The organism is Sphingomonas sp. Leaf343 (assembly GCF_001423765.1).
GTDB lineage: Bacteria > Pseudomonadota > Alphaproteobacteria > Sphingomonadales > Sphingomonadaceae > Sphingomonas.
The window spans coordinates 286559-313352 of record NZ_LMPG01000012.1; the positions used below are offsets into that span (position 1 = coordinate 286559).

The window sequence follows — 26794 nt, forward strand, 5'->3', positions numbered from 1 at the left end:
TGTCGGCCGCGGGCGTGGCCCCGCGGCGGTTAAGGCATCGCTTACTCCGCGGCGACGACGCCCGATGGCAGATCCTCTACCGGCGGCATGTCGCCACGCAACGCCGCGTCGAACTGCGGCCTGTCGAGCTGACCCTCCCAGCGCGACACCACCACCGTCGCCACCGCGTTGCCGATGAAGTTGGTCAGGCTGCGGCATTCGCTCATGAACCGGTCGACGCCCAGGATCAGCGCCATGCCCGCGACGGGGACGCTGGGCACGATCGACAGCGTCGCGGCCAGCGTGATGAAGCCCGCGCCGGTGACGCCCGCCGCACCCTTCGACGACAGCATCGCCACGCCGAGCAGCAACAGCTGCTGACCGAGCGTCAGGTCGACGTTGCACGCCTGCGCGATGAACAGCGCCGCCAGCGTCATGTAGATGTTGGTGCCGTCCAGATTGAAGCTGTAACCGGTCGGCACGACGAGGCCGACGATCGACTTGGGGCAGCCCGCCCGCTCCATCTTCTCGATCAGCGACGGCAGCGCGCTTTCCGACGACGAGGTGCCGAGCACCAGCAGCAGTTCGGCCTTCAGATACGCGATCAGGCGAAAGATCGAGAAGCCGCACATCCGCGCCACGACGCCGAGCACGACGATCACGAACAGCAGCGACGTTAGGTAGAAGGTACCGACCAGCATTGCCAGATTGGCGAGCGCGCCGACGCCGTACTTGCCGATCGTGAACGCCATCGCGCCGAACGCGCCGATCGGTGCCGCCTTCATGACGATGCCGACCAGCTTGAAGAAGGCGATCGATACGTCGTTCAGCACGTCGAGCACCCGGTTGCCGCGGTCACCGATCAGCGCCAGGCTGACGCCGAACAGGATCGAGACGAACAGCACCTGAAGGATGTTGCCCTCCGTCATCGACGACAGGAAGGTGTCGGGGATGATGCCGGTCAGGAAGCCGGTGATCGTCGTGTCGTGCGCCTTCGCGGCGAACTCGCTGACCTTGCTGGTGTCGAGCGTCGTCGGGTCGATGTTCAGCCCCGCGCCCGGCCGGACGACGTTGGCGACGATCAGGCCGACGATCAACGCCAGCGTGGAGAAGAACAGGAAGTAGATGAAAGCCTTGCCGGCGACGCGGCCGACCGCGGCCAGATCGCGCATGCCGGCGATGCCGGTGACGATCGTCAGGAAGATCACGGGGGCGATGACCATCTTCACCAGCTTGATGAAGGCATCGCCGATCGGCTTCAGCGCCTCGCCCGTCGCCGGTGCGAAATGGCCCAGCGTCACGCCGGCCGCGATCGCGATCAGCACCTGGATGTACAGTTGCGCATACCAGGGCTTGGGAGCCGGCGGCGGTGGCAGGTCGGAGATGTTCATGGTCAGCCTTTCATCCTCTCGCAAGGCATCCCCGGCTTCTGGCGGCGGATCGATGCCGGCCGATACTGACCGGAATGGACAGGGCGACCAAACGCCTTGGGCACATTTCATTTTCGTTGGTTTTTAGCCGTTTGTCGAAGCGCGCCGAAAAACATTGTGTCGATTGTCGCCCAGCGAATCGCCACGTGTGCAAAAAGTTGCACACGCCTGCGCCGCACCGTACACCGCGGCCGTGAGGATCCCCCGCCCCGGCCGCCGCTTCGGCTGGCTGCTCGTCGCGATCGCCGCCGGGCTGCTGGTGGCGTGGGCCGTCGGTTCGGCGGTAGGGCGGAGGGAGCACGCGACGCTGACCGCCGCGACCACCGGCGATGCCCGACTGCGGCAGGCGTTGCTGGCGAGCGAGGTCGCCCGGTTCCGGCTGCTCCCGCTGGCGCTGGCCGACGACCGTGACGTGATCGCGGCGCTGACCGGGTCGTTCGCGGCGCGTCGGACGCTCGATCGGAAGCTGGAGGCGCTGAGGCGGGATACCGGCGCGGCCGTGATCTATTTCGTGGGGCGCGAAGGGCTGGCGATCGCCGCGAGCAACTGGCGCGAGCCACGCAGCTTCGTCGGCAATGATTACCGCTTCCGCCGCTATTATCGCGACGCGCTGCGGACCGGCGCGGGCGAGCAATTCGCGCTGGGAACGGTAAGCCACCGCCCCGGCCTGTATCTCAGCCGGCGCAGCGCCGCCGGGGGCGTCGTCGTGGTGAAGCTGGAATTCGACGCCATCGAACGGCAGTGGCGCGCGGCCGGGGGCACCACCTACGTCACCGATCGACGCGGCGTCGTGCTGGTATCCAGCCGCCCCGACTGGCGGTTCGCCGCGACGCGCCCGATCGCGCCCGCTGCCGCCGCTGCCGAACGCGCGGATCTGTTCGTAACGGCGTTGCTGCCCGCGCCGGTGCCGCCGCCGCAGACGATCGCGGTGACGACGGAGCCGAACGCCACCGGCTGGCGCGTGACGCTGATCCAGTCGATGCGGCCGATCGCCGGCGTCGTCCGGACCGCGCAGGTCGCGGCGCTGCTCGGCACGTTGATCCTCGCGGCGATCGGCTGGACGTTGCGCGAGCGCGGGCGTCGCCGCACCGAGCGGACGCTGGCGCTGGAGAGCGCGGTCGCCGCCCGCACCGCCGATCTCAGCCGCGAGATCGAGGAACGCGCTGCTGCCGAAGCGCGCGCCGACGACCTGCGGGAGGGGCTTCGACAGGCGAACCGCCTCGCCGCGCTGGGGCAGATCACCGCCAGCGTGGCGCATGAGACCGCCCAACCTGTCGCGGCGATCCGCAACTACGCCGCCAGTGGCGAACTGTTGCTGGACCGCGGCGACGTGGAGGCGGTGCGCGGCAATCTCCACGCGATCGGCCGCCTGACCGAGCGGATCGGCAGCGTGACGAGCGAGTTGCGCGGCTTCGCGCGGAAGCGCACGGGCGCGATCGGGCCGGTGCCCCTATCGGAAGTGGTGGAGGGCGCGCGCCTGATCCTGAAGGAGCGGCTGGCGCGCGTCGCGCTGTCGCTGCCGGTGATCCCGCCCGACCTGTTGGTGATCGCCGGACGCGTCCGGCTGGAACAGGTGCTGGTCAACCTGCTCCAGAACGCCACCGAGGCACTGGCCGACAGTCCCGCGCCGCGGATCGACCTGACGCTGACGGTCGAGGCCGACACGGTGCGGCTTCACGTCGCCGACAACGGTCCCGGCATCGCGCCGGAGGTGGCGGATCGCATCTTCACGCCGTTCGTGACCAGCCGGCCGAGCGGCCTCGGTCTCGGCCTCGTCATTTCGCAGGACATCATGACCGATCTCGACGGGGCGTTGCGCCTGATCCCGTCCGCCTCGGGCGCGACGTTCGAGATCGCACTCAGGCGCGCGGCATGAGCGACACGAAACGCGTTGCGCTGGTCGAGGACGACGAGGACCTGCGCGCCTCGACCGCGCAACTGCTGTCGCTGGGGGGATTTCAAGTCGACGCCTTCCCCGCCGCCGCCGCCGCGCTGGCGGGGATCGATGCCGAATATCCCGGCGTCGTCGTCACCGACGTCCGCATGCCGATGATGTCGGGGATCGAGCTGTTCCAGACGTTGCGCGCGCGCGATCCCGAGTTGCCGGTGATCCTCGTCACCGGTCATGCCGACGTGCCAATGGCGGTCGACGCGCTCCATGCGGGCGCGTGGGACTTCCTCGCCAAGCCGTTCGATCCCGCCGCACTGGTTGCCGCCGTGTCGCGCGCCGGCACCGCCCGCGCGCTGGCGCTCGACAACCGCCGCCTCCGTGCACTGGCGAGCGAGGCGGATACGTCCGGGCTGGTCGGCCGATCCCCCGCGATCGTCCATCTGCGGGAGATGATTCCGGTCCTCGCCAATGCCGATATCGACCTGCTGATCGAGGGCGAGACGGGCACCGGCAAGGAACTGCTCGCGCGCCTGATCCACCGTGCCGGCAAGCGGATGCGACACCGGTTCCTCGCGGTCGCCTGCGCCGCGCTGCCCGACGCCCTGCTGGAAAGCGAATTGTTCGCGGGCGTCGGCGACGGCAGCATCGTCGCCGCGAGCCGGGGGACGCTGTTCCTCGACGATGTCGACCATGCCCGGCCCGGTCTGCAGGCGCGGCTGGTACAACTGGTCGAGGAGCGGTCGGTCCGCGGGTCGCCGGTCGACATCCGCGTCGTCGCCACCGCCGCCGACGAGACGCAGCGCGCACCGGACGCGATCGCCCCCGCCCTGCTCTATCGCCTCGCGGCGGTGCGCCTGCGGATGCCGCCCCTGCGCGAACGGCGCGAGGACGTGCCGCTCTTGTTCGCGCATCTGGTCGACATCTCGGCGGCACGGCTGCGGCGCGCGGTGCCGGCCCTGACGCAGGGGACGCGCGACCATCTGTTGCAGCACGACTGGCCGGGCAACGTCCGCGAACTCGCGCATTTCGCCGACCGGTTCGTGCTGGGCCTCGACACGGCGGCGGCGGGTGCGACGCTGCCGGCATCCACCGCGCCGCTGCCCGACCGCGTCGCCGCCTTCGAGCGCGAGGCAATCGTCGAGGCGGTGCTGGCGGCGGGGGGCGATGCCGGGGCGGCGATCGAGCGCCTGGGGCTGCCGCGCAAGACCTTCTATTACAAGGTGCAGCGCCACGGCATCGACCTGAACGCGCTGCGGCGGCGGGTAGAGCGCTGACAATTAAGGAAAATGGTGGTCCCGGAGGGACTCGAACCCCCGACGCCCACTTTAGGAAAGTGGCGCTCTGTCCAGCTGAGCTACGGAACCACGTCGGCGCAGCAGATACGCGTCGTCGCTCATGAAATCCAGCGTCAGTTGAGCTGTTCCGGCGGAACCACGGGCAAAGGCAGCGGCGCGACGGGAACGCCGTCCTCGACCAGTGCCTTCGCCTCCGCCGCGGTCGCCTGACCATGAATCGTCGCGTGCGGCTCCTCGCCCGCGTGCATCGCGCGGGCACGGTTGGCGAACGCGCCGCCGACCCATTCGGAGGATTCCAGCGCCTTCGCCTGCACCGCCGCCAGGTGCCGCAACGCCTCGCGCATCGCGGCGGGAGGCACCGGCGCAGCGCGATTGCTCTTGGCGGAGACGGCGGGGGCCATCACCGCCTTGCCGACCTCCGTCGATCCGCACAGCGGGCAGAGCAACTGGCCCGATCTTGCCTGATCGTCATAGGCGCCGCTCGATCCGAACCACGCCTCAAAGACATGGCCGGCGTCGCAGCGCAGGTCGTAGACGATCATCGCACCACCGCGACCGGCGGGATCGGACGGCGATGCGTCAGCACCGGCACGCGCGATCGCGCCGCCGCCAGCCGTTCCGGGTCGAGCGTGGCGAAGCCCAGCCCCGCCGCCTCGCCCATATCCAGCAGCACCTCGCCCCAGGGATCGATGACCAGCGAATGGCCATAGGTCGTTCGGCCATCCGCATGCTCGCCCGTCTGCGCGGCGGCGACCACCCACGCCCCCGCCTCGATCGCCCGCGCACCCAGCAACGTATGCCAGTGGGCCGCGCCGGTCGGCCGCGTGAACGCCGCTGGCACCGCCAGCACCGTCGCACCCGCATCGCTCAGTGCGCGGTACAGGTCGGGAAAGCGCAGGTCGTAACAGATCGACAGGCCCAGCATTCCCGCCGGCGTGTCAACGACGCTGGCCGTGTCGCCCGGCGCATAGGCGGCCGACTCGCGCCAGACCTCGCCACCGGGCAGTTCGACGTCGAACAGGTGCAGCTTGTCGTAACGGGCGCGGATCGTGCCCTCCGGGTCGATCACGAAGCTGCGATTGGCGAAATGCCCATCCTCCCGCCGCACCGCAAGCGAGCCGAGATGGACCCACACCCCGTGATCTCGCGCGGCGACGCGCACCGCCGTCAGCACCGGATCGTCCGCCTCCGCGACGATCGACGCCGCCGCACGCGCCCGGTCCCGGTCGATCAGGCCCGACATCTCCGGCGTGAACAGCATCGCCGCACCCGCCGTGGCCGTATCCGCGACCGCCTTCACCAGCGTTCCGGCGTTGGCGGCGGGATCAATTCCCGCCGTCATCTGGAGCAGCGCAACCTTCACGCCGCGAGCAGCGGGTCCAGCCCCCCTGCCCGGTCGAGCGCCGACAGCTCGTCGGACCCGCCGATATGCTTCCCGTCGATGAAGATCTGCGGCACGGTCGTGCGGCCATTGGCGCGCTGGATCATCTCCGGTCGGCGCGGGCCGCCCATCGTGATGTCATGCTCCTCCGGCTTGACGCCCTTCTTCGCCAGCAGGCTCATCGCGCGCGTGCAATAGGGGCAGTACGCCTTGGTGTAGATTTCGACCTTTGCCATGGATCAATAGGTGTGGTGTGCGCCCCGCCCTGTCAATCGGCGCTGTCAATCGTCGCCGTCCAGCACGCGCGCCCAGCACAGGATCGTGACGGACGCGGCACCCGCCTTCAGCAACGCGGCGGTGCACGCGCCGGCCGTCGCGCCGGTGGTGTAGACATCGTCCACCAGCACGACGGCCGCGCCCTTTACCACCTCTGGACGGGCGACGATGAAGGCTCCGCGGACCTGCTTCGCGCGATCCCGCCGCCCGAGTCCCCTCAGCAAGGTCGTCGCGCGACGACGTTGCAGCGCGTGGTGATCGTGCGCCACGCCCGTGTGCCGCGTCAGTGCGTCGGCGATCAATGCCGCCTGATTGAAGCCGCGCCGCCACAAACGCCAGCGATGGAGCGGCACCGGGATCATCATATCGGCCCCGCCCGGCATCAGCCGCATCATCCGCCGCGCCATCGTCTCCGCCAGCGCGATCCGCCCGCCATGCTTCAGCCGCACCGCGATCCGCCCCGCCACCGGACCGTAAGCGACCGCGGCACGGATGCCGGCATGGCGCGGCCGCTCCGTCAGGCAATCGGCGCACAGCGCGTCCGGCCCGCGATCATAGGCGAACGGGCGGTGGCACCCGGCGCACCACGGCGGCGCGATGAACCGTAGGCCGGTCCAGCAGGCCGTGCAGAAACGATGATCCTCCCCCACCGGCACACCACAGCCGGGGCAGCGCGGCGGCAGGGCCAGCGCCGCGGCGGTGCGCAGCGGTCGTGTCAGAAGCTCGATCGCCTGCATCCGGGTCTTGTCCCCCGTTGCCGCCCGGCGCACAAGCCGCGGCTATGAACGGACCCGTTTCTGACCGGCCGGCGATCTTCGATCGGAACGCCCGTCGCCGCCACCGCGACCGCTCCGTCGCGCAGTTCGCCGATCATGATTTCGTGCACGCCGCGATGCTCGACGGACTGGCCGAGCGATTGTCGGCGGTGAAGCGCGATTTCACCGACATGCTCGATCTCGGCAGCTGGAACGGCGGCTTCGTGCCACCGCCGGGGGCGCGGATCGCCCGCGCCGATCCGGGCTTCGGCTTCGCCCGGGCCAGCGGTGGCGTGCAGGTGGACGAGGATCGCCTGCCCTTCGCCGACGCGGCGTTCGACGGCGTCGTCAGTGCGGGCATACTCGATCAGGTCGACGATCTGCCCGGTGCGCTGACGCTCGCGCGGCGGGTGCTGCGGCCGGACGGCCTGTTTCTGGCGGCGTTCGTCGGCGCGGGATCGTTCCCCGCGCTCAAGGCCGCGTTCCGCGCGGCGGAGCCGGACCGGCCGGTCGCGCGCGTACATCCGCAGATCGACGTGCGATCGGCGGGCGACCTGCTCGTCAGGGCCGGCTTCGCGCTGCCGGTGGCGGATGTCGAGACGCTGGACGTCGGCTATCCGAACCTGTTCCGCCTGCTGGACGACCTGCGCGGCATGGCGGCCAGCAACGCGCTGGCCGAACGCCATCCGCTATCCCGCACCGCGCTGGCCCGCGCGGCGGATGCGTTCGCGGCGGCGGCGGGGCCGGACGGCCGGACGCGGGAGAGGATCGACATCGTTTTCCTCACCGGCTGGTCGCCAGATGCCAGCCAGCCCAAACCCGCCCGCCGCGGCAGCGCCACCGCCTCGCTCGCGGCGGCGTTGAAGGACAAACCGCAGACCTGAAACCCGCCCTACCTTCATGGGGAAAGGATCAGCTCAGCCCTGATAGCCCGCCACCATCGTCCGCACGTCGACCCGCGCCTTCAGCCGGGCCGCCAGCAAAGCCGTCCCGCTGATCTTGCGCTGCGTGAACAGCGTGTCGGCGGGCGGCAGATGCCAGGTCGCGCGATCGCGCGCGACCTCCATCCCCTGTTCACGCAGCACGCCGACGAAGGCACGATCGCCGAAGTCGAACGGCCCCGGCTGGTTCAGTTCGCCGAGGATCACGTCGATCATCCGATCGATCAGCGGCCCGTGCCGCTCGACCGCCGCCGCGCCGAGGAACCCGACCGCCAGCGCCGCCTCCCGCACCGCATCGCGGTCACCCGCCAGCCCCGCCATCAGCAGCGCGCGGTACCCCGCCGCCGTCTCCGCCGCGACCGGCCGGGCCGCCCCGAAATCGAGCAGCACCAGCCGGCCGGTATCCGGCTGCCAGCGATAGTTCGCGAAATTGGGATCGGTCTGCATCAACCCCCAGTCGAGCAGTTCGCGCAGCACCAGCGAGATCAGGTTGTGCATCACCCGGTCGCGCACGTCCTGCGGCGCGGTCTCCAGCGTCTCGACCGGCACGCCCTCGACGAAATCCATCGCCAGCACGCGCGACGTGGTCAGCGACGGCTCCGGCGCGGGCACCACGAAATCGAGCGAGTGGCCGATCAGGTCGCGATATCGCGCCAGCATCCCTGCCTCGCGCTCGTAATCCGCCTCCTCGTTCAACTGCCGCTTCGCCTCCCCCAGCAGAGGCGCGATATCGAGTTCCTTCGGCAACAGCCCGGACACGCGCAGCAGCGTCGCGACATTGTCGACATCGGCGTCGATGCTGCCCGCGACGCCCGGATACTGCACCTTGATCGCCAATTCGCGCCCGTTCGGCAGGCGCGCGCGGTGGACCTGACCGATCGACGCGGCAGCGACCGGATGCGCCTGGAAATGCGCGAACTTCCGCCGCCAGTCGCGGCCCCATTCCGCCGCCAGCACCTTGTCGAGCTGCGCAGGCGGCATGTGATGCGCGTTGTCGCGAAGCCGCGCGAGGATCGTCGCCAGCTCGGCGGGCAGCATGTCGCCCGCATCCATCGACACCATCTGCCCCAGCTTCATCGCCGCGCCGCGCAGGTGTGACAATTGCTCGGCCACCCGCGTGGCGTTGGCCGGCGTCAGCAGCAAGTCGCCCATGCTGGGCCGCTCGCCACGCGCCAGCCTTCGTGCCCCCTCCGCGGCGACGCCGCCCGCCACGCCCCCCGCCAGTCGCCCGAACACGCCCAGGCGGGAGAGGCGTCCACTGGGCACGGCACGGCCCCTGCTGCGATCGTCTGTCATGCCCGCGATATGGGGACGCCGCCCGCCGGTGCATCCGGCGGACGGTGATTATCGTGACTGCGGTTATCGTGGGTTGCCGGCGTCCACCGCCTGCCGCCCCAGCGCGGGATCGTCGGTGAAGAACCCGTCGATCCCCGCCGCCAGATACCGCCGTATCTCCGCGACCGACCCTTGCGGATTGCGCGCATCGTCGCCCGCATCGTTGCGGAAGTCGGCGGCGAGGAAGCGGTTCTCCGGCCGGAAGGTCCACACCTGCACCAGCAGCCCCGCCGCATGCGCGTCCGCGACGATCGGCGATACCGCACCCAGCCGCCCGTCCGGCCCAAGCGGGATCACGCCCCGCGTCGCCGGCGCGACGACATCGGCATAGCGCGCCATGTCCTTCAGCCTGGTGCGCGTCGTCAGCTCGCCGAACGTGGTTTTGCCCTTCGCGGCGGCGATGTCGGCGGGGATCATGCCCGGATCACCGACCAGCTGCATCAACTTGACGTTCGCCGGCCGGCCGATCTTGCCGCGCAGGTATTTCAGGTTCGCGACCTCGAACGACTGGATCTCGATCGGGGCGGTGCGCGTGTACGCATGCGCCGCCAGCACGGCGAGAAAGCGATCTTCCAGCGGCAACCCGATGCCGGCGAAATAGGTCGAGTGCTTCAGTTCAGGGACCAGCCCGATCACCCGCCCCCGCGCCGCCGCCTCCGCCGCGACGAAGTCGATCACCTCGTCCAGCGTGACGACCTGGAACTGTCCGTCATAGCGGCGGCTTTCGGTGCGGATCGTCCCCAGCCGCTCGACCGCGCGCAGCGTCTTCAGCTCGGCGAGCGTGAAATCCTCGGTGAACCAGCCTTCCTGCCGCTCGCCGTCGATCGTCTTCACCGTCTTGCGTGCCGCGAACTCCGGGTGCGACGCCACGTCGGTGGTGCCGACGATGTTGTTCTCGTGCCGGGCGACAAGCACGCCGTCCCTGGTCGCGACCAGATCGGGTTCGACGAAATCCGCCCCGTCCTCGATCGCCTTGGCATAGGCTGCCAGCGTATGTTCCGGCCGCAGCGCCGACGCACCGCGATGCGCGAATACCAGCGGTAGCGGCGCGACCTGCGCCGCCCCCGTCTGCGCCCCCGCCATCAGGACCGCCGCCAGCGCCGCCACGATCACCCGCATCCTCAGAACCCCACCGCGATCGTGCCGAAGAACTGGCGCGGAGCCAGCGGGAACTGGTTGAACGTCCCCGATGCCGCGCCGATCGACAGGGTTGACGCCGCCTTCTTGTCGGTGATGTTGGTGACGTTCAGGCTCAAGGTCGCCGTCCGGACACCGCTACCCGCGTCGAGCGGCACGCGCACCGCGATCCGCCCCGCCAGCGTGAAATAGCCCGGCACCGACAGGTCGTTGGTGAAGGTCGCATACCGCTTGCCGATATAGTCGCCGATCAGCTGCGCGTCGAACACGTCGTAATTCGCCGCCGCGACGAACTTGTTGAGCCATTTCGGCGTCCCCGGCACCGTCTTTCCCGATGTCGCGACCAGCGCGGTGCCGTTGGTGTAATCGTCCTGAAACTTCGACACATTGTACGACAGCGCGTCGTAGAACGAGAAGTGCGACCCGAACCGCAGCGTGCCCGCCACGTCGACGCCGTCGGTCTTCACGTCGCCGACATTCTGCAGGATCGCCGCGCCCGACACGATCGAGGTGATGACCGGATTGGGGCTGATCCCGAGCAACCGGTCGGAGAAGTCGACATGATAATAGCTTATCTGCCCGTCGAAACCGGTGATCGGACCCAGCGACACCAACCGCCGCGTGCGCAGGCCGGCTTCGTAGGTCCAGCTCGTCTCCGGCTTCACCTCGTCACGGAAGATCTCGAACGCGCCCTGGCTGCCCAGCGCGAACGGCGACAGGCCGGCGGCGGCGCTGGTCTGGAACTGGCGGATGTTCTTCTGCGCGTTGACGAAGACCTGCTCGTCGCCGGTCACCTCCCACAACGCACCCACCTGCGGCAGGAAGCCGCGATGCGTGTTGAGCTTGCCGACCGGCAGCGCCACCGATCCGGTGAACGAGCCCGGAATCGGCTGCACCGGCACGCGCTGCGTCGCGTTCTGGAACGTGCTCTTGAATCCCGCCTGCACCGTCAGCGTCGGCAGCACGCGCCAGCTGTCCTGAATATGCGTCTGGTATTCGTCGACGCGGATTTCGCTGTGATACTGGGTGATGAGCGGGGTCAGGTCGTCGCGCGGCCGCTCGTACGGAGTCGAGGGGTCGCCCACGAGCAGCGGATACCAGCGGCGGAACGCGCTGCTGCTCTGATGCTCGTACCACGCGCCGAATTCAATCCGGTGATCGCCGAGCGCAAGCTGGATCGTCGAGATAAGGCCGCCACGGTCGATCCGGTATTCGGTCGTCCGCGTCGCGAAGCCCGATCCGCCGAACACCGTCGTCAGGTTCTGCCCCGGATAATAGAAGGAGAACAGCCGCGGCAGCCCGGCCACGTCGATCGGCCCGGCCACCACGCCGACGCCGTCGTTATGGTGGTAATATCCGGTGTTCGACCACGTCACGCGGTCGTCGACTTTCCAGTCGTACCGGGCATAGCCGAGGTAATCGGTGCGCTGCGCATCGCTGTAGTAGTTGCGATAGTTCGATCCCGCCGCGCGGTACGCGCCCGACGATAGATACTGCAACGCGGCGCCGAAGTTCGGATAGAGGAACGGCCGCTCATAGGGGGCGGTGGCGCGGTTCGCCGGGGTGATGACGGTCGCGTCCTCGTTCGGCTCGATCTTGTCGGAAAACGCGCCATACAGCGTCAGCTTGCCGTTCTGATCGTCGTGGACGAACTTGGCGTTGGCCTGATACCCGCCCTGGATACCATCGAAATCCCACGCCCGCGCCTTCTGGCGCACGCCCGCGATATAGGCGGAGTTGCCGTTGCCGAAGCTTCCCGTATCGACGCGCACGTACAGGCGGCTGGCGTCGTAGCTGCCCAGCGTCTGGTTCAGCTGCACGCCGAACGCGGCCTGGGGATCGCTGGAGAAGGTATCGATCGTGCCGCCCAGATTGCTGGTCGACGCGGTGCCCAGATCGCCTGCGCCCGATGCCAGCGTCACCCGCGCGACGTTTTCGGAGATGATCGCGCGCTGCGGCGACAGGCCGTTGAAATTGCCATAGGTCTGGTCGCCCAGCGGCACGCCGTCCAGCGTATAGCCGAGCTGCTGCGCATTGAAGCCGTGGATGAAGAGCGAGATGTTCTGCTCGTTATTGCCCCACGGATCGGCGGTCAGGTACGTCACGCCGGGCAGCGTCTGAAGCGCCTGAAGCGGACTGACGCCGGGCAGTACGCGCTGCATCTCCACACCGGTGATCTGCGTAACCGACCGCGTGTTCGCGCCGGTGACGACGATGTCCTGCCCCTCGGTCTGTCCCCCGGTCTGGGCCTGCGGCTCCTCCGCGGCTGGCGCGACAGGACCCTGCCCGTCGACGGCGGCCGTCGCCAGCGCGGCGGTCGTCTGCGCCCCGGCGAACGCGGGCATGGTCACGGCAAGGGCGGCACCGGTCATCAGTGCCGCACGGCGGATCGTCGTCATCGCTTCGTCTTCCCCAATCGTCCGCCCTCGTCATCGAAGGGTCGGATCGTCGGAGCCGGCGCTAATCGCGCCGTAAGACAGCGTGTTGACGGTTATGCGACGGTTTGGCGTCAGAACGCCGGCAGGACTGCTCCACCATATTTGTGCGCGATGAACGCCCTGGTTTCCGAGCTACGCAGCGCCGCCACCAGCTTTTGGACGCGCGGATCGGTCTTCGCCGCCTCCAGCCCGACGACATAATTGACATAGGGGCTGTCCTTCCCCTCGATCAGCAGCGCGTCGCGGGTCGGTTCCAGCTTCGCGTCGAGCGCGTAGTTGGTGTTGATGAGCGCCAGATCGACCTCGCCCAGCACCCGCGGCAACGTCGCCGCCTCCAGCTCGCGGAACCGCAGCTTCTTGGGGTTCGCGACGATATCGCGCGGCGTCGCGGACGGATCGTCGGGGTTCTTCAGCGTGATGATCCCGGCGGTCGCCAGCAGGCGCAGCGCCCGGCCGCTGTTGCTCGGCTCGTTCGGGATCGCGACGGTCGCGCCCGCTGGCAGATCGCCGATCCGCTTCCACTTGCGCGAATACGCCCCGAACGGCTCGACATGGATGCCCGCGATCGTCACCAGCTTCGTGCCGCGCGCGGCGTTGAACGAGGCGAGGTACGGCTCGGTCTGGAAATAATTGACGGTGATACGCCCCTCCGCGACCTGCGTGTTGGGCTGGACGTAATCGTTGAACACCTTCACGTCGAGGTTGACGCCCTGCTTCGCGAGCGCCGGCTTCACCTGCGCCAGGATCTCCGCATGCGGCACCGCCGTCGCCGCGACGGTGAGCATGTTCGGATCGTTCGCGGTCTTGCTACCCCCGCACGCGGCGAGCGGAAGCAAGGCGATAGCGGCAAGAAGGCTGCGACGGATCATGACCTGAGTTCCTGAATGGAGCAAAAAGAACGACGCATCATCGGCGCGTGAACCGCCGCACCAGCGCATCGCCCAGCATCTGGATACCCTGCACCAGCACCAGCAAGAGCGCGACCGTCACCAGCATCACGTCGGTCTGGAACCGCTGATACCCGAACCGGATCGCCAGATCGCCCAGCCCGCCGGCCCCGACGACACCGGCCATCGCGGTGAACGACACCAAGGCCACTGCTGTCACCGTCGCGCCCGCGACGATCCCCGGAACCGCCTCCGGCAACAGCGCGCGCAGCACCAGATCGCGCGTCGTCGCGCCCATCGCCTGCACCGCCTCCACCGTGTTGCGGTCGACCTCGCGCAGCGACGTCTCGACCAGTCGCGCGAAGAACGGGGCTGCGCCCACCACCAAGGGCGGGATCGCACCGACCACGCCCAGCGACGTTCCGACCATCAGCACCGTGATCGGAATCATCACGATCAGCAGGATGATGAACGGCACCGACCGCAGCAGATTGACGACCAGCGCGACGAGGCCGTTGCCGATCCGGCTTGCCCAGACCTGCCCCGGCCCGGTCAGGAACAGCACCACGCCCAGCGGCAACCCGATCAGGATCGTCAGCACCATCGATCCGCCGAGCATCGCCAGCGTCTCCAGGGTGGCGCGGCCGATCTCCGCCCAGTCGATGTTGGCGAACCAGCCGCTCATGCGCTCACCTCACCGGCGCGGCCCAGCGCCGCGACCGCCGCCGCGACATCGCCGCCGCTCAAACCTAGCGTCAGTTGCCCGAAACTATCATCCTTCAACCGGCCGATCCGGCCGTCGAGGATCGCGAAGTCCGTACCAGTCTCGCGCGCGATCCGCGTCAGCACCGGCTGCCACACCGCGTCGCCGCGCAGCATCAGCCTCACGACCCGCCCGTCGAAATCGATCGCCGGCGCATCCTCGCCGGCGACTGCGATCATCGCCCGCGTCTCCGCCGCCTGCGGGCGCAGGAACACGTCGGCGACGGTTCCGCTCTCGACCACGCGGCCGGCATGCAGCACGGCGACGCGGTCGCAGACCTGCCGCACCACCTCCATCTCGTGCGTGATGAGCACGATCGTCAGCCCGAGTTCGCGGTTCAGTTCGGCGATCAGCGCCAGGATGCTGTGCGTCGTCTCCGGGTCGAGCGCGCTCGTCGCCTCGTCGCACAGCAGGATGTCAGGCCCGGTCGCCAGCGCGCGTGCGATGCCGACGCGCTGCTTTTGGCCACCCGACAACTGCGCCGGATATTTCGCGCCCTGATCCTGTAACCCGACCCGCGCCAGCAGGTCGCCCACGCGGGCGGAGGTCGCCGACGCCGCCTCGCCGCCGATCTTCAGAGGCAGCGCGACGTTCTCCGCCACCGTTCGCGACGACAGCAGCCCGAAATTCTGGAAGATCATCCCGATCCGCCGCCGCAACGTCCGCAAGTCTGCGCCGCCGAGCGCAGCGACATCGATCCCGTCGACCTCGACCCGTCCCGACGTCGGCCGCTCCAGCCCGTTCAGCAGCCGCACCAGCGTCGACTTGCCCGCGCCGGATCGCCCGATGATCCCGAACACTTCGCCACGCGCCACCGACAGGTCGACGCCCGCGAGCGCGGCATGGCCGTCGCCGAAAACCTTGTGGACGCCCTCCAGTCGTATCACGCGGCGATCACCTGCGCCGCGAACCGCTCCATCTCCTCCGCCTGCGGACTGAATTGCAGCAGCAACAGGTCGAGCCCGGCATCTTCGTACTCGGCGATCCGCTCCTTCACCTGCTCGGGCGTCCCGACCAGATTGGGGCGGAGGCCGCGGTTGGAGACGCTGTATTCCTGGATCTTCAGCTCGCGCTCAAGCTGCGTCCCCGACAGCCATTGATCGAAATTGGCGTAGCCGGCGGGCAGGTCGCGGACCTCCGTGATCCGCGCCAGTTCCCGCTTCGCCTCCGCCTCGCTGTCGCGCACGATTGCGTAAGCCGCCATCCCGAACGTCATCGGTGCGCCGCCCGCGGCGGCGCGGCGGGCCTGCATGTCGGCGATCTTCGGCGCGATCGCCGATACGGGGTCGCCGTGCATGACGTACGCATCGCATTTGCCCGCGATCAGCGTCTTGGCGGTTTCGCTCTCGCCGCCTGCGTACAGGATCGGCGCGTGCAGCGGCTTGGGCGCGCAGATCGCGTCCTCCGTGCGATAGAACTGCCCTTCGAAGCTGAACCGCTCCTCGCGCCACAGGCCCTTGACCACGTCCAGCCATTCGGACGTGCGGGCATAGCGGTCATCATGCTGGTCGAACTGGAGGCCGTACTGCTTCGCCTCGTCCGCCCACCACGACGAGACGACGTTCAGCGACAGCCGCCCGCCGGAGATGCGATCGATGTTCGCCGCCGCCTTCGCGAACAGCGCCGGCTGGTGGAAGTTCGGCCGCACCGCGACCATCAGTTCCTGCGTCTTCGTGACGGCGGCAATCGCCGCGGCGGTAGACCAGGCGTCGAGTGCGGGCTGGTCCGTGCCCTTGATGTCGTTCAGGTTCAGCTCGGCGATCAGCGTCAGGTCGAACCCGATCTGCTCCGCCCGGATCGCCAGATCGCGCACATAGTCCCACTCCGCCCGCATCCCCTCGTCGGCGACATTGCGCAGCCACCCGCCGAACACCGGCATCCAGTAACCGTACCTCACGCCTTCGCCTCCGCTATCGTCGTTTCCAGCCAGTCTACCAGCCGCTCATGCGGGTCCCAGCCCAGCACGCTCAACGGATCGGCGACGAAATTGGACAACGCGTTGATGTCGTAGAAGCGCGCGGTGCCGTCGCGGTCGTCGATCATCACCTCGACACCGCCGACATCGATCCCCGCCGCCTGCACGATCCGCTCGGCCGCATCGATCAGCGCCGCATCCGGCTCGACCCGCGCGATCGCGATCGACGCCTTGCCCGGCGCGACGAGACAGACATCGGCCGGGCACAGGTCGAAACTGCCGCCGCCGTCCACGCCCAGCGCGTACAGGTATTTGCCCCCCAGCGTCTCGATCCGGGTGATCGCCCCGCCCCGCACCGGCGTATATTCCTGCACCATCAGCACACGGTCGATGCTGTCGGGCGTCGTCCCGTCCGCCACCGACGCCGCCAGCGCCGCGACGTCGTCGTAACGGACGATCCCCGCGCCGGAGCCGCCGATGTTCGCCTTGACCACGATCGGGAAGCGCAGCCCCTCGCTCGCCGCAACCAGGTCGGCGGCGCGGTGCACGATCCGCGTCGCGGGGATGCCGAGGCCCAGCCCCGCGATCACCGACAATTGCCGCGCCTTCGACGCATCCACCGCCAGCGCGGCGGGGCCGTTCACGATCCGCGCGCCCTGCGCCGCCCAATGCGCCATCAGCGCCTGCGCGTAGAAGATCGGATGCTCCGGCTGGCGCAGGAAACTCGACATGGCGATGCGGTTGAACACCACCGGCGCGGGCGGCACGGGATCGGCTGGGTCGAAGCCATGCCCGTCCGCCGCCATCGCCACATAATCGATCCCGCGCCGGTCCATCGCCGCGAACAGCGGCGTGAACCAGGCAGGATGTTCGTACAGGATCGCCAGATCGGCCATATCGTCCTTCGGTCGCGCACGTAGAGAGCCGGCGTCCCTAGCCCAGGGGACGCCGGCCGTTTTCAGGAGTTTAGCTTTACGCCGCGAAAGCCGTCCTGCTTACCCGCCGATGACGGGCAGTTCGATGTAGGACGCATCGCCCCCCGCATGATGCACCGCGTTCCGCGCCACGACGCCCTTCGCCTCGCGCTCGTTATCGCCGCCGGTGTTCAGGTTGCGGACGAACTTCGGGAAGTTGGACGACGTCACCTCCACCCGGATACGATGCCCGGGCAGGAACGTGTTGCTGGTCGAGATCGGCGTCGGCTTCAGCGTGTAGACCGTATTCGGCGTCATCATCGCCGGCGTCGCGAAGCCGTCGCGGTAGCGGGCGCGCAGGATCGTATCGCCCAATATATAGGCGGTCCCGTCCGGCGCGACATCGACCAGCTTCACCGCGAAGTCGGTGTCCTTCGCGTCCGACGATATCTTCAGCACCGCGTTGACGAAGCCCGTCACCTCGATTGGCTTCGTCAGCGGCTCGCTGCTGTAGACCAGCACGTCGCCGCGCGCCTCGATCACCCGCTGGTCGAACGCGCCCGCGGTGATGAGGCCGCCGTTGCAGCAATCCGCGCCGCCGATCGTCTGCACCGGGTTCATCGGGTCATAGGTGTAGCGATCCGCCGCCTCGCCCGCCGGTGGGGCCGTCGCGTCGAGCCGGCCGTCGCCACCCACCCCGTTGGCGCGCCCGCCGGAGCGCAGGTACATCCGCACCGTCTTCGCCTCCGCCGGCGGCCACTGCGTCGCCTGCTGCCAGCGGTTCGTGCCCATCGTGTAATAGCGGATCGGCGCGGTGCGGGCGGGGAACGCCTTCGCGTCGCCCTTCAGCCAACGGTCGAAGAACGCGTAGATCTGGCCGTCCGTGTCGAAGCTGGCATCGCCCAGATCGCGGTCGCCCGACTGGAAGTCCGGCCCCAGCCGCGCGAAGGCGCAATGGGTATTCGGTGCGACCACGGCGAACTGGTTGGCGCTCGCCTCCTTGTCGGACTTCACCGCACGGGCGTGATTGAACAGCGCCAGATTGGGTCCGATCGACACGTCGTACCACGAATTGAACCACAGGGCGGGGACACCCCAGCCCATGTCGTCGTGATACAGCCCACCCGTCCGCCACGCCGGATCGGCCGGTCCGGCGCGCGCGGTAAACTGTTCGAACGTCGCGGGCGGCTCGCCCAGATCCTTCAGCATGTCGGCATAGGGCAGGTGCCGGATCTGCGTGAACCAGTTCACCTCCGGCTTCTTCGCGTCGAGATCATTGTACCGCGCGATCCGCGCCCGCGTCGGCTGATCGAGCCCCCTGGGCAGCTCCGCGCGCAGCGGGTTGTCGACGCCGTACAGCCAGATATGGAACAGCGTGCGCGGAACGCCGCCTGTATACCAGTTGCCCTGTTCCTCGAACGGACCGACCTTGCCGATGCCGGCCCCCGACGCCATCGGCACCATCGCCGCATGCGCGGGATGGTTCTGCGCCGCGAGCGCCAACTGCCATTCCGCCGACGACGAACAGCCGACGGTGCCGACCTTGCCATTCGACCAGGGCTGCTTCGCGATCCACGTCAGCGTGTCGTAGCCATCGGTCTGCGGCAGACCGAGAATCTCGTACTTCCCTTCCGAGTAATAGCGCCCGCGCTCGTTCTGCACGACGAAAGCGTAGCCGCGCTTCACCGCCTCCAGCGCGCGACGGCTGGTCGCGGTCTTGTACGACAGCTCGTTATAGGGCGTCTTCCACAACAGCGTCGGCAGCGGCCCCTTCGCGTCTTTGGGCCGGTAGATGTTCGTCGCCAGCCCGACGCCGTCGCGCATCGGCACCAGCGCGATCATCTCCGCATCGACCTTCGCCGCCATCTCGCGCGCGATCGCGTCGTCGCTGTAGCGGGCATAATCCTGCGCCGGTGCCCCTGTCGCCATCGCCAGCGCGGCCGTCGCCGCCAGCATCCCGCCCATTCGCATCCCTGTCGCCCCTTGATCGTTCGTCGGCGCGCAACCTACAGGGTTGAAAGCGGAAATCCACCGGCGTCGCCCACCACTCCCGGCATCGGCACATTTCCCACTAGCCTCTTCGCCGTCATTGCTGTTCAGCTTCGCGCAGTCCCTCCACCACGCGGAAACCGTTCATGGCCTCTGGTCTCGTAGCCCTTCTCGACGATGTCGCCGCGATCGCGCGTCTGGCCGCGGCGTCCGCCGACGATATCGCCGCCGCCTCGATGAAGGCGTCGTCCAAGGCGATGGGCGTGGTGGTCGACGACGCGGCGGTGACGCCGAAATACGTATCCGGCCTGACGCCCGCGCGCGAACTGCCGATCATCTGGCGGATCGCCAAGGGATCGCTGCGCAACAAGCTGCTGTTCCTGCTGCCCGGCGCATTGCTGCTCAGCGCGCTGGTGCCGTGGATCATCACCCCGATCCTGATGCTCGGCGGCCTGTACCTGTCCTACGAAGGCGCGGAAAAGATCATCGAGATGGTCACCGGCCACGGTCACGCCGCCGACGACGCGGCGCTGGCCGATCAGACGCCGGAGGAGATCGAGAACCAGAAGGTCGGCGGCGCCGTCCGCACCGACCTGATCCTGTCGGCGGAGATCATGGCGATCGCTTTGTCGGAAGTGTCGGACCAGAGCTTTGCGACGCAGGCGGCGGCGCTGGTGGCGGTGTCGCTGCTGATTACCGGCGGCGTCTACGGCGTCGTCGCGCTGATCGTTAAGATGGACGATATCGGCCTGAATCTGGCGGCGCGGCGCAACGGTGCCGTGCAGGCACTGGGGCGCGGTCTGGTGACGGCGATGCCGGTCGTGCTGGCGATCCTGGCAAAGGTCGGGACGATCGCGATGCTGTGGGTCGGCGGCGGCATCCTCGTCCACGGGCTGGAGGAGTTCCATCTGGAAGCGTTGCCCCATGCCGCGCACGTCGTCTCCGATGCCGTCGCCCGCCTGACGCCGTTCGCACCCGGCATCGGGTCGTGGCTGGGCTTCGCCGTCGCGTCGGCGCTGGTCGGCCTGATCGTCGGCACGATCGTCGCGCTGATCGTGCCACGCGTCATGGCGCTGTTCGGCAAGACCGCGCCCGCCCACTGAACACGGGCGGACGAACGGGCGCGGACGCGACCTCGCTCAGTTCGCCGTGTCGAGGATCGGCACGAACCCGCCATAGATCATGCGCTTGCCGTCGAACGGCATGTCGAGCGCATGCACCCGCGGGTCCTCCATCATCTTGCCCATGCCCGCGTTGCGCGTCGCCTTATCCGGCCATTCTAGCCAACTGAACACGACCGCCTCGCCCGGCTCCAGTTGCACGGCGCGGCGGAAATCGGTCACCTTGCCCTCCGCGATATCCCCCGCCCAGTTCTCCGTCCCGCGCGTGCAGCCATTCTCCGCGATGATCGCCGTCATCGTGCGCGCATGGTCCAGATACGCCTCCTTCGACGCGATCGGCACGGCGGCGAGGAAACCATCGATATAGCCGAACGGACCACCCTGTCCGCCGTCGTAGATCTCGTCGAACCCGGCGTAGATCAGGCGCTTGCCGTCGAAGGGCATATCCTCCGGCGGCTTCATCCGCTCGTCTTCCATCATCGTCGTCTCGGCCGCCTTGGCGGTGGCATGGTCGGGCCAGACGATCCACGAGAACACGATCGTCTCGCCCTCCTCCGCCGCGACGGCGCGGTAGAAGTCCGTGAGTGTACCGTGCGGTACGTCGTCGCCCCAGCATTCCACCACCCGCGATGCGCCATATTCGAGGAACAGCGGCGCGGCCATCCGGGCCATCGCCAGATACGCGTCGCGCTTCCCGGTCGCGACGGGAATGACGAACCCTTGAACGTACGACATGATTCTCTCCTCCCTGTTATCCGCCGATCATGACTGCGTGACTAAGGATCGCCAAGACCGTCGCCACGAATGCCAGCGCGCCGGTCTTCAGATCGGGTCCGACGCGCCGGCACACGTCATGCGGCCTGAATCTGGCTGCCCATCGCGGCGAGTGCGGCGTCGAGGTCCATGTACATCGGCTCGAAGATATGGCCGTCCGGATCCTCGAAGCTGCGCCCGTACATGAAGCCGTGATCCTGTGGCGGCCGGATGTCCGCCTTGCCGCCAGCCGTCGCCGCCGCTTCGGTGATCGCATCCACCGCCTCCCGGCTGTCCTGCGACAGGCACAGCAGCACTTCCGTGCTCTGGTGCGCGTCGGCGATCGGCTTCGGCGAAAACCCGGCGAAGAAATCGTGGCTCAGCAGCATGAACACGATCGTGTCCGAGAACTGCATCGACGCCGCCTTGCCGGGCTGGCTGAACCGCTCGTCCTTCGTCGCGCCGATCGCCTGATAGAAGGCGATGGACGCCTCCACGTCCTTCACCGGCAGGTTCACGAAGATCATTTTGGCCATGTCGTCTCTCCCCTCTGCGAATCGCTGTTTGCCTTGGATGCTATATCTAGTTATCAAATACAACTATGAAGTCAGAAAAGCTAACCAGGTGGTATGACGATGCCTGCGGCACGGCGCATGCGCTGGAATTGCTGGGGGAGCGCTGGGCGATGCTCGTCGTGCGGGAACTGATGTTCGGTCCGCGCCGCTTCGGGGAATTGCGCGGCGGCTTGCCGGGCATCAGCGCGAACATCCTGACGCAGCGGCTGGCCGGACTGGAGGCGGCGGGCGTGCTCCGTCGCCGCCACCTGCCGCCGCCCGCCAGCGCGCAGGTCTACGAGCTGACGCCCTGGGGGTATGAGAGCGAGCCGATCATGCAGGCGCTGGGCCGCTGGGCGACCCGGTCGCCGGATCACGACCCCACCCTGCCGTTCTCCGCCGCCTCGGCGATGATGTCCCTGCGGACGATGATCGATGTCGACAAGGCCCGCAGCATGGACGCGACGATCGGCTTCCGCTTCGGCAACGACTCGTTCCTCGCACGGCTGAAGAACCGCGAACTGACGATCGCGCGCGGCGACGGACCCGCCGACGTGACGCTCGAAACCGATCCGGTCACGATGGCCGCACTCGTCTACGGCAAATGGCCGCTGGCGGAGGCGGAGGCCGCCGAAGCCGTCCGCGTGACGGGCAATCGGGTGACATGGGATCGTTTCGTGACGCTTTTCGCGCTGCCGTCGAAGGTGTCGGTTGAGTAGGGAGCGTCGCCTGCCCTAAGGCGTTCGGACAGAAGAGGCCCGAATGACCGAAATTTCCAATACGCAGCCCGACAGCCGGGAGACCACGATCCTCGACGCGCCCGACCGGATGGTCGGTGTGCGCGACCTGTTCGGGATCGATCTCGATATGGAGGTGCCCGCCTTCTCGGAGGCCGACGAGCGCGTGCCCGATCTCGATCCGGCCTATGTGTTCGATCACGACACGACGCTCGCCGTGCTGGCGGGCTTCGCGCACAACCGGCGCGTGATGGTGCAGGGCTATCACGGCACCGGCAAGTCGACGCACATCGAACAGGTCGCGGCGCGGCTCAACTGGCCGTGCATCCGCATCAACCTCGACGCGCATATCAGCCGTATCGACCTCGTCGGTCGCGACGCGATCGTGCTGCGCGATGGTCAGCAGGTCACCGAGTTCCGGGAAGGGCTCTTGCCCTGGGCGCTCCAGACGCCGACCGCCTTGGTGTTCGACGAATACGACGCCGGTCGCCCGGACGTGATGTTCGTGATCCAGCGCGTGCTGGAGACGGAGGGAAAGCTGACGCTGCTCGACCAGAACCGCGTCATCCGCCCCAGCCCGTGGTTCCGCCTGTTCGCGACCGCCAATACGGTCGGCCTCGGCGATACCAGCGGGCTGTACCACGGCACGCAGCAGATCAACCAGGGTCAGATGGACCGCTGGAACATCGTCGTCACGCTCAACTACCTGCCCGCCGCCACCGAGGCGCAGATCGTGCTCGCCAAGTCCGGCGAATACGACAAGCCGGACGGCAAGAAGGTCGTGGAGAACATGGTCCGCGTCGCCGACCTGACGCGCAAGGGCTTCGTCAACGGCGACATCTCGACCGTCATGAGCCCGCGCACCGTCATCACCTGGGCGCAGAACGCGCTGATCTTCGGCGACGTCGGCTTCGCGTTCCGCCTGTCGTTCCTGAACAAGTGCGACGAGGCGGAGCGGTCGCTCGTTGCGGAATATTACCAGCGCGTCTTCGGCAAGGACCTGCCCGAAAGCGTCGTCGGCAAGGGCTGAGACGCCAAAAAAGGGGGAGGCGACCGTCCGGCCGCCTCCCCCCCCTTCTCCGTGCGTTCAGGCGGTGGCGAGCGTCGCGACCGCGCGGCGACGGCGCAGGCCGCCACCGATTCCGCCCATGCCCAGGATCATCATCGCCCACGTCGCCGGCTCCGGCACCGCTCCGGCCATGCTCATCCCGCCGACGCCCTTGAAGCCCATGATGAAGGTCGCATAGCCGGCCGTGCCGCCGTCCTTGTCCAGCCCCGACTGGCCGAACGAGTACATCTCCGCCCCGACCGCGCCGAGTGCGGCAAGCGCCGACGGTTCGTCTTTCGTCGCACCGAAGTAGATCGAGAAGCTCTGCGACGCCCCCGCCGCGAGCGGCGAGAAGGAGAAGTCGAACAGCGCGCCGTGATCGTACGGCCCCGCGTCGACGAAATCGCCCTCGGCCCCGCCGACCAGCGCGCCGCGATCGCCGAACGGGTTGGACGACGCGAAGCCGTTGTCGCTCGTATAGAGGACGTTCTTCGCGCCGGTCGTGCCCTGGATCGTCGAATATTCGTAGAACGCCGTCGGCTCGATGTCCCAGTCCATCACGCGCCGGTAGAGGACGTTGCCGCTCGTCGCGGCGGTGCCGGTGTTGGTGATCGTCACGTCGACGCGGTACAGGTCGGCGACCTTGCTGGGGGTGTAGGCATGCGTCACCTGCAACGGCGCGGCGCTCAGCGCGACGGTGGAGGTCGCCGTGCTCGCCGTGCTGGCGAACGATACGAGGTTCAGGCCCGACGTGCCGATCGCCGAATTGGCGTAGCCGGTGATCCCGGTGCCCGCGACGGCGACGCCCCAGCCCTCGCACGTGCAACCCGGATACGTCGCCTCGAACCCGGTCCGCAGATCCTTCATCCCGACGCCCGCCGTATTGAGGTCGCCCAGGCTGCGCACGCCGAGCTGGATCGTGCCATTGTCGATCACCGCCTGCGCGCCGGCGATCGAGGGAAGCGCGAGGAAGGCGGCGCTGGCGGCGAGGATCGTCTTGAGCATCGTGGAACCCCTGTGTCGTGGCCCCCTGATCGGGCCATTGTGGAATCCGACGGGACGAGGTCTTTCCGGATGAGCGATACCCCTCACGACCGACGCCCTCGCGCCCGCCATGTGATGTCCGTTCATGCTGTCAAAGGTCTTCGCGTCGTTGATCCCGAGCTATGGCCCCGTTCACCCGCCGTAAATGATTCTCTGAACGCTGGAAAATCCAATAAGCCGTTGATTTCACGCGTTAATCATAGCGTTCTGTCTCGTTTTGACGCGGCTCCGGACCACAATCGTCCTTACAAGACATTGTAAACACTACATTATCTATAAGCGCCCATCAGCCGTTCCCATCGCGCCCGCTGCGTGGCAGAGGGATCGGCATGGCGAGTAACGAGACCCCCCTCGACCGGTTCAAGGCCGTTCTCGGCGGCACCGCCCGCGCGCTCGCGGACGAGGCCGAGGTGGAGCTGGCCTTCACCGCCGACGTGCCGGTGCAGTCGGGCAAGCATATCAAGGTGCCGATGCCCCCCCGGGCGCTGCCGCCCGAACAGGTGGCGGAGGCGCGCGGCTTCGCGGACGGGTTCGCGCTCAGGCTGCGGCTGCACGATGCGGCGCTGCATGCGCGCGGAGCGCCGGCGGAACCGGTGGCGCGCGCGGTGTTCGACGCGGTCGAGACGGCGCGGGTCGAGGCACTGGGCAGCCGCGGCTATCAGGGCATCGGCGACAATCTGGCGCAGGCGCTGGAGATGCGGATGCGGTCGGACCCGATCGGGCGGGCGCGGACGCGGGCGGAGGTGCCGCTGTCGACCGCGCTGGGCCTGATGGTGCGCGAGGCGCTGACCGGGCGCGACACGCCGGCGGCGGCGCTGCCCGGTCTGGCGCTGGTCCGCGACTGGGTCGATGCGAAGGCGGACCTGTCGGCGCTGGCGCTGGCGCTGGACGACCAGCGCGCGTTCCAGTCGCTGGCGACGCGCCTGCTCGCCGATCTGGAGCTGATCGAGGCCGAGCAGCAGCCCGAGGACGCGGACGAGGGCGGCGAGGAGGACGAGGGTCAGGACGACGCCTCCGGCGACGACGACAGCGACGACGCCGAGGACGGCGGCCAGAGCGAAGGCGAGGTCGAGGCGCGCGGCGAGCAGCAGGAGGCCGACGGCGACGAGGGCGACGCGCAGGATCAGGGCGAGGACGCGCCGGACGACATGGACGGCGAACCCGGCGACGAGGGCGAGGACGGGATGCAGCCGGTCCGCCCCAACCGGCCGATGGCGGACCCGAGCGGCCAGTTCGACTACAAGCCGTGGACGACCCAGTTCGACGAGGTCGTGACCGCCGCCGACCTGTGCGACGCCGACGAGCTGACGCGCCTGCGCGGTTATCTCGACCAGCAGCTGGCGCATCTGCAATCGGCGGTATCGAAGCTGGCCAACCGGCTCCAGCGCCGGCTGATGGCGCAGCAGAACCGGTCCTGGGACTTCGATCAGGAGGAAGGGCTGCTCGACGCCGCCCGGCTGGCGCGCGTCGTGACCAGCCCCGGCCAGTCGCTCAGCTACAAGGTCGAGCGGGATACCGATTTCCGCGACACGGTGGTGACGTTGCTGATCGACAACAGCGGATCGATGCGTGGCCGACCGATCTCGATCGCCGCGATCTCCGCGGACATCCTCGCCCGCACGCTGGAGCGGTGTGGCGTCAAGACCGAGATCCTCGGCTTCACGACGCGCGCGTGGAAGGGCGGACAAAGCCGCGAGACGTGGCTCGCCGCCGGCCGCCCGCCCCAGCCGGGACGACTCAACGACGTCCGCCACATCGTCTATAAAAAGGCGGACGAGCCCTGGCGGCGGGCGCGCACCAGTCTTGGCCTGATGATGCGCGAAGGGCTGCTGAAGGAGAATATCGATGGCGAGGCGCTGCTGTGGGCGCACGCCCGGCTGATCGCCCGGCCGGAGGAACGCCGCATCCTGATGGTCATCAGCGATGGCGCACCGGTCGACGATTCCACGCTGTCGGTGAACTCCGGCTCCTATCTGGAACGGCATCTGCGGCAGGTGATCGGCTGGATCGAGGGCAAGTCGCCGGTCGAACTGATCGCGATCGGCATCGGCCACGATGTGACGCGCTATTACAGCCGGGCGGTAACGATCATGGACGCGGAACAGCTCGGCGGCACGATCATCGAACAACTGGCCGCGCTGTTCGACACGGATTGAACGCTCCGCAGCGATAATATCCGTTGTCGCTGCTGCGCACCTGAATATACCGTCG

Annotated in this window: 23 protein-coding genes, 1 tRNA gene and 1 pseudogene; 7 read left to right on the plus strand and 18 right to left on the minus strand. The window is 68.3% G+C overall.

The features are described from left to right. Positions 1-41: 41 nt before the first annotated feature. Complete coding sequence (locus ASG07_RS10870; RefSeq protein WP_055845870.1) at positions 42-1370, minus strand: dicarboxylate/amino acid:cation symporter; 1329 nt, start codon at positions 1368-1370, stop codon at positions 42-44. A 232-nt stretch (positions 1371-1602) separates the two neighbouring features. Here ASG07_RS10870 and ASG07_RS10875 point away from each other — a divergent pair, with 232 nt between their 5' ends. Further along, positions 1603-3285: a sensor histidine kinase gene (locus ASG07_RS10875; protein WP_055845874.1), complete on the plus strand. Its 1683-nt coding sequence runs from the start codon at positions 1603-1605 to the stop codon at positions 3283-3285. Continuing rightward, positions 3282-4574, plus strand: a complete 1293-nt coding sequence (locus ASG07_RS10880; RefSeq protein WP_055845877.1) for a sigma-54-dependent transcriptional regulator — start codon at positions 3282-3284, stop codon at positions 4572-4574. The genes ASG07_RS10875 and ASG07_RS10880 overlap by 4 nt, the downstream gene beginning before the upstream one ends. Positions 4575-4587: 13 nt before the next feature. Here the strand turns inward: ASG07_RS10880 and ASG07_RS10885 are convergent. The 5 genes from ASG07_RS10885 to ASG07_RS10905 form a co-directional block, all read right to left on the minus strand. Further along, positions 4588-4664: transfer RNA gene (locus tag ASG07_RS10885), tRNA-Arg, on the minus strand. A 44-nt stretch (positions 4665-4708) separates the two neighbouring features. Beyond that, complete coding sequence (locus ASG07_RS10890) at positions 4709-5137, minus strand: DUF1178 family protein (RefSeq protein ID WP_055845880.1); 429 nt, start codon at positions 5135-5137, stop codon at positions 4709-4711. Continuing rightward, positions 5134-5958 (minus strand): carbon-nitrogen hydrolase family protein, encoded by an 825-nt coding sequence (locus ASG07_RS10895; protein WP_055845884.1) that lies wholly within the window; start codon positions 5956-5958, stop codon positions 5134-5136. Before ASG07_RS10895 ends, ASG07_RS10890 begins: the two co-directional genes overlap by 4 nt. Continuing rightward, positions 5955-6212, minus strand: coding sequence for a glutaredoxin 3 (grxC, locus tag ASG07_RS10900; protein ID WP_055845889.1), 258 nt, complete (start codon positions 6210-6212; stop codon positions 5955-5957). The genes ASG07_RS10895 and grxC overlap by 4 nt, the downstream gene beginning before the upstream one ends. 45 nt (positions 6213-6257) lie before the next feature. Then, positions 6258-6989 carry a ComF family protein gene (locus tag ASG07_RS10905; RefSeq protein ID WP_055845892.1) on the minus strand — a complete coding sequence of 244 codons (732 nt, stop codon included), beginning with the start codon at positions 6987-6989 and terminating at the stop codon, positions 6258-6260. Positions 6990-7033: 44 nt separating this feature from the next. Here ASG07_RS10905 and ASG07_RS10910 point away from each other — a divergent pair, with 44 nt between their 5' ends. Then, the gene (locus ASG07_RS10910; protein ID WP_055845896.1) at positions 7034-7891 is read left to right on the plus strand and encodes a methyltransferase domain-containing protein; all 858 of its coding nucleotides are present in this window, start codon (positions 7034-7036) and stop codon (positions 7889-7891) included. A 33-nt stretch (positions 7892-7924) separates the two neighbouring features. On the opposite strand, the gene ASG07_RS10915 is transcribed toward ASG07_RS10910, so the two are convergent. The 9 genes from ASG07_RS10915 to ASG07_RS10955 all read right to left on the minus strand — a co-directional run bounded on the left by ASG07_RS10915 (position 7925) and on the right by ASG07_RS10955 (position 19302). Then, positions 7925-9244 (minus strand): ABC1 kinase family protein, encoded by a 1320-nt coding sequence (locus ASG07_RS10915; protein WP_055845900.1) that lies wholly within the window; start codon positions 9242-9244, stop codon positions 7925-7927. A gap of 63 nt (positions 9245-9307) precedes the next feature. Continuing rightward, positions 9308-10402 (minus strand): glycerophosphodiester phosphodiesterase, encoded by a 1095-nt coding sequence (locus ASG07_RS10920; protein WP_055845904.1) that lies wholly within the window; start codon positions 10400-10402, stop codon positions 9308-9310. A 2-nt stretch (positions 10403-10404) separates the two neighbouring features. Beyond that, positions 10405-12819, minus strand: coding sequence for a TonB-dependent receptor (locus ASG07_RS10925; protein WP_236694640.1), 2415 nt, complete (start codon positions 12817-12819; stop codon positions 10405-10407). A gap of 110 nt (positions 12820-12929) precedes the next feature. Next, positions 12930-13727, minus strand: coding sequence for a MetQ/NlpA family ABC transporter substrate-binding protein (locus ASG07_RS10930; protein WP_055845908.1), 798 nt, complete (start codon positions 13725-13727; stop codon positions 12930-12932). Positions 13728-13764: 37 nt separating this feature from the next. Continuing rightward, positions 13765-14430: a methionine ABC transporter permease gene (locus tag ASG07_RS10935; protein ID WP_055845909.1), complete on the minus strand. Its 666-nt coding sequence runs from the start codon at positions 14428-14430 to the stop codon at positions 13765-13767. Then, positions 14427-15395, minus strand: coding sequence for a methionine ABC transporter ATP-binding protein (locus tag ASG07_RS10940; protein WP_055845912.1), 969 nt, complete (start codon positions 15393-15395; stop codon positions 14427-14429). The genes ASG07_RS10935 and ASG07_RS10940 overlap by 4 nt, the downstream gene beginning before the upstream one ends. Then, complete coding sequence (locus ASG07_RS10945; RefSeq protein ID WP_055845917.1) at positions 15392-16405, minus strand: LLM class flavin-dependent oxidoreductase; 1014 nt, start codon at positions 16403-16405, stop codon at positions 15392-15394. The genes ASG07_RS10940 and ASG07_RS10945 overlap by 4 nt, the downstream gene beginning before the upstream one ends. Then, entirely contained in the window at positions 16402-17319 is a 918-nt protein-coding gene (locus ASG07_RS10950) for an ATP-grasp domain-containing protein (protein ID WP_055845920.1), read from the minus strand. The genes ASG07_RS10945 and ASG07_RS10950 overlap by 4 nt, the downstream gene beginning before the upstream one ends. 99 nt (positions 17320-17418) lie before the next feature. Further along, positions 17419-19302: a CocE/NonD family hydrolase gene (locus ASG07_RS10955; protein ID WP_201781002.1), complete on the minus strand. Its 1884-nt coding sequence runs from the start codon at positions 19300-19302 to the stop codon at positions 17419-17421. A 170-nt stretch (positions 19303-19472) separates the two neighbouring features. Here ASG07_RS10955 and ASG07_RS10960 point away from each other — a divergent pair, with 170 nt between their 5' ends. Further along, positions 19473-20429: a DUF808 domain-containing protein gene (locus tag ASG07_RS10960; protein ID WP_055845927.1), complete on the plus strand. Its 957-nt coding sequence runs from the start codon at positions 19473-19475 to the stop codon at positions 20427-20429. 36 nt (positions 20430-20465) lie between these two features. Here ASG07_RS10960 and ASG07_RS18135 read toward each other — a convergent pair whose 3' ends face one another. Next, positions 20466-21182, minus strand: coding sequence for a DUF1428 domain-containing protein (locus tag ASG07_RS18135; RefSeq protein WP_055845931.1), 717 nt, complete (start codon positions 21180-21182; stop codon positions 20466-20468). 116 nt (positions 21183-21298) lie between these two features. Further along, positions 21299-21736: a VOC family protein gene (locus tag ASG07_RS10970; RefSeq protein WP_055845935.1), complete on the minus strand. Its 438-nt coding sequence runs from the start codon at positions 21734-21736 to the stop codon at positions 21299-21301. A 65-nt stretch (positions 21737-21801) separates the two neighbouring features. On the opposite strand from ASG07_RS10970, the gene ASG07_RS10975 reads away from it, so the two are divergent. Both ASG07_RS10975 and cobS read left to right on the plus strand, forming a co-directional pair. Beyond that, positions 21802-22473, plus strand: coding sequence for a winged helix-turn-helix transcriptional regulator (locus ASG07_RS10975; protein ID WP_055845938.1), 672 nt, complete (start codon positions 21802-21804; stop codon positions 22471-22473). A gap of 43 nt (positions 22474-22516) precedes the next feature. Then, the gene (gene cobS, locus ASG07_RS10980) at positions 22517-23521 is read left to right on the plus strand and encodes a cobaltochelatase subunit CobS (protein WP_055845941.1); all 1005 of its coding nucleotides are present in this window, start codon (positions 22517-22519) and stop codon (positions 23519-23521) included. Between the two features lie 57 nt (positions 23522-23578). On the opposite strand, the pseudogene ASG07_RS18140 reads toward cobS, so the two are convergent. Continuing rightward, positions 23579-23686, minus strand: a pseudogene (locus tag ASG07_RS18140) (PEPxxWA-CTERM sorting domain-containing protein); the annotation flags it as partial. Positions 23687-24912: 1226 nt separating this feature from the next. Here ASG07_RS18140 and cobT point away from each other — a divergent pair. After that, positions 24913-26739, plus strand: coding sequence for a cobaltochelatase subunit CobT (cobT, locus tag ASG07_RS10990; protein ID WP_055845949.1), 1827 nt, complete (start codon positions 24913-24915; stop codon positions 26737-26739). Positions 26740-26794 lie beyond the last annotated feature (55 nt).

Excerpts from the sequence above, each read along its gene's own strand:
- grxC (WP_055845889.1), bottom strand. The coding sequence starts at position 6,212 with ATGGCAAAGGTCGAAATCTACACCAAGGCGTACTGCCCCTATTGCACG.
- ASG07_RS10970 (WP_055845935.1), bottom strand. The coding sequence starts at position 21,736 with ATGGCCAAAATGATCTTCGTGAACCTGCCGGTGAAGGACGTGGAGGCG.
- ASG07_RS10905 (WP_055845892.1), bottom strand. The coding sequence starts at position 6,989 with ATGCAGGCGATCGAGCTTCTGACACGACCGCTGCGCACCGCCGCGGCG.
- cobT (WP_055845949.1), top strand. The coding sequence starts at position 24,913 with ATGGCGAGTAACGAGACCCCCCTCGACCGGTTCAAGGCCGTTCTCGGC.
- ASG07_RS10890 (WP_055845880.1), bottom strand. The coding sequence starts at position 5,137 with ATGATCGTCTACGACCTGCGCTGCGACGCCGGCCATGTCTTTGAGGCG.
- ASG07_RS10925 (WP_236694640.1), bottom strand. The coding sequence starts at position 12,819 with ATGACGACGATCCGCCGTGCGGCACTGATGACCGGTGCCGCCCTTGCC.
- ASG07_RS10920 (WP_055845904.1), bottom strand. The coding sequence starts at position 10,402 with ATGCGGGTGATCGTGGCGGCGCTGGCGGCGGTCCTGATGGCGGGGGCG.
- ASG07_RS10960 (WP_055845927.1), top strand. The coding sequence starts at position 19,473 with ATGGCCTCTGGTCTCGTAGCCCTTCTCGACGATGTCGCCGCGATCGCG.
- ASG07_RS10930 (WP_055845908.1), bottom strand. The coding sequence starts at position 13,727 with ATGATCCGTCGCAGCCTTCTTGCCGCTATCGCCTTGCTTCCGCTCGCC.
- ASG07_RS10910 (WP_055845896.1), top strand. The coding sequence starts at position 7,034 with ATGAACGGACCCGTTTCTGACCGGCCGGCGATCTTCGATCGGAACGCC.
- ASG07_RS10870 (WP_055845870.1), bottom strand. The coding sequence starts at position 1,370 with ATGAACATCTCCGACCTGCCACCGCCGCCGGCTCCCAAGCCCTGGTAT.
- cobS (WP_055845941.1), top strand. The coding sequence starts at position 22,517 with ATGACCGAAATTTCCAATACGCAGCCCGACAGCCGGGAGACCACGATC.
- ASG07_RS10975 (WP_055845938.1), top strand. The coding sequence starts at position 21,802 with ATGAAGTCAGAAAAGCTAACCAGGTGGTATGACGATGCCTGCGGCACG.
- ASG07_RS10950 (WP_055845920.1), bottom strand. The coding sequence starts at position 17,319 with ATGGCCGATCTGGCGATCCTGTACGAACATCCTGCCTGGTTCACGCCG.
- ASG07_RS10935 (WP_055845909.1), bottom strand. The coding sequence starts at position 14,430 with ATGAGCGGCTGGTTCGCCAACATCGACTGGGCGGAGATCGGCCGCGCC.
- ASG07_RS10880 (WP_055845877.1), top strand. The coding sequence starts at position 3,282 with ATGAGCGACACGAAACGCGTTGCGCTGGTCGAGGACGACGAGGACCTG.
- ASG07_RS10915 (WP_055845900.1), bottom strand. The coding sequence starts at position 9,244 with ATGACAGACGATCGCAGCAGGGGCCGTGCCGTGCCCAGTGGACGCCTC.
- ASG07_RS18135 (WP_055845931.1), bottom strand. The coding sequence starts at position 21,182 with ATGTCGTACGTTCAAGGGTTCGTCATTCCCGTCGCGACCGGGAAGCGC.
- ASG07_RS10955 (WP_201781002.1), bottom strand. The coding sequence starts at position 19,302 with ATGGGCGGGATGCTGGCGGCGACGGCCGCGCTGGCGATGGCGACAGGG.